The 2,174-nt window shown below is 71.3% G+C and carries 1 protein-coding gene and 1 pseudogene; both read left to right on the forward strand.

The window, feature by feature from the left end; all coding sequences use genetic code 11:
* Positions 1-1,227 (forward strand): transglutaminase-like domain-containing protein (locus tag ACI2LP_RS34295; RefSeq protein WP_404728450.1); only part of this gene is annotated, 1,227 nt, incomplete at its 5' end.
* Positions 1,228-1,235: 8 nt separating this feature from the next.
* Positions 1,236-2,174 (forward strand): annotated as a pseudogene (locus ACI2LP_RS34300) (hypothetical protein); the annotation flags it as partial.

The following is a 2,174-nucleotide window of genomic DNA, read 5'->3' on the forward strand; positions in this document are numbered from 1 at the left end:
GTGATGACCGTGGATCACCTCGGACCAGGCACCACCTACACGGTCGACTCGATGCCCCCGGCCCGCCCGCCGCAGTTCCGGCTGCCGGCGCTGCGCGCCGGATCCACCGGTCGCGCGGCGCTCGACGTACCACCCGGATCACCCACGGCTCTCGAGGAGTTCACCCGCGGCGCCACCGCCGACGCACATGCCCCGTACGCTCGTGCGACCGCGATCGCCACCCGGCTGCGCACCTCGTACACACAGGATCCCCGTTCCCCGGGCCTGCCCTCATACGGCGGAATCGCACGATTCCTGGAGGACAAGCAGGGACCGCCGGCGCTGTTTGCCACCGTCTTCGCCCTTGCCGCACGCTCTTCAGGACTGCCCACGCGACTCGTGGTCGGCTTCACACCGCGCGCAGCCGCAACCGACGCTCCCCACCAGGTGAGGGGCAGCGACGCAAAGGTCTGGAACGAGGTGTACTTCACGGACGCAGGCTGGGTGCCCTTCGACCCCGTACCGCCTGCCGGCCGCGCCCGGAGTTCCGCCGGGGAGCCGCCTGCTTCCTCGGTAAAACCCCGGCCGTCGCAGGCACCGAAGAGCGCCTCCCCACGCCCAGCCGACCCGCCGAGGTCCGTACGACCCGTCCCGCGAGCCCTGCCGAGCACGCACGTCCGTGATCTCGGCTCGCTGATCGCGGTGTTGTGCAGTCTGCTCGCGGCGGCGCTCTACGGAGCCCGGGCCCTGCGGCTGATCGTGCTGCCCGCAGTACGCTCCCGGCGTGCCCGGCGGCTCGGGAAACCCGCCGAACGGGCGCGCGGCGCCTGGCGGTTTGCCGTCGATTGCCTCGGGGACGCCGGCGTCCCTATCGGGCCATCGGCGGACGTCACCCAAGTATCCCGGCTCATGGCACAAACCGCAGGACCCGACGCCGTGGCTTCGACCGTCGCCCTCGCGCGTATCGCCCACCGGGCGCTGTACGGCGAGCCGGATTCCAGGGAAAACGGCGGCAGCCGACCGTACCTGGCGCAGGAGGACGCCGACCGTGCCTGGGACCGCAGCGACCATGTGTGCGCCGCGCTGAGGCGTCGGGCCGGACGACTCGGTAGCCGGATGTGGCTGCTCGTCCTCCCCCGCCCTCTGCTCGTGCGATGGCGGCGATCCCGGATCGGCCGACTGCCGGCCCCTGCTTTGAGCGACGACGTGTCTCTCGGGCAGACACCGGCCGGAAGGGCAACGGGATGAGAAGGTCAGTGGTGTTCCCTCCCGCCGCCCTCGCCGCGCCCGGCGCCGCCGCGGTCCTGGTGGCAACCGGCCGCACCAGCGACCCCGAACGGTTTCCCTCGGTGCCGGCGGCCAGAAACTCCGCCAAGGATCTCGCCCAACTGCTGACCGATCGATGTGCCATGCCCCCCGAGCGCATCACGACCGTGGTCGACCCGCCGGGGCCCGAGGACATTATCGGCGCCGTGCGGGCCGGCGTGAGCAGCTCCCCCGACCTGTTGTTCCTCTACTTCGTCGGCCACGCGGACATCGGCGTGGACAACGAACTGCGGCTGACCACCGGCAGGACAGGGCTGCAGGGAGCCGCCGCGAAGTACGCCTCCCTCGACTTCCGTGACCTTCTCGAGGAGATCTGCTCCGCCGCCCCCCGGCCACGCTGTCTGGTGGCGATTCTCGACTGCTGCTACTCCGGACGTGCGCTCTCAGCGGACCTCGGCCCACTGCGCCAGAGCTGTCTGCTGGTCTCCGCCGCTCATGACGAGCAGGCGCTCGCGCCGGTGGGCGACCGGCACACTGCACTGACGGGCGGCCTCATCCGGCTGCTGCAACACGGTGCGGCCGAGCTGTCGGCCGAACTCACCCTGCAGGATGTCGCATCCCATCTCTCCCGGAACCTGACGCCGGTGCCGATGATGCAGTCGAGGGGCAGCGCCGGACTGCTGGTCCTGGCCCGCAATGCCCATCCGGACGCTGTCGAGGTGAGCACGGCCGTACGGACACAGCACGGCCGGGACAGCGGCGAGTGCCCCTACCCCGGGCTGTCGCCCTTCGACGAACACAACGCCCGCTGGTTCCACGGCCGCGCCCGGCTGACCAGCCGCCTGGCGGTCTCGCTGACCGCTCCTTTCGGGCCGCCGCTGCCGTTGATGCTGGTCGGCGCATCCGGCTCCGGGAAGTCGTCGCTCATC

It is taken from the genome of Streptomyces sp. NPDC019890 (genome assembly GCF_044903445.1).
In the GTDB taxonomy this organism is placed as follows: domain Bacteria; phylum Actinomycetota; class Actinomycetes; order Streptomycetales; family Streptomycetaceae; genus Streptomyces.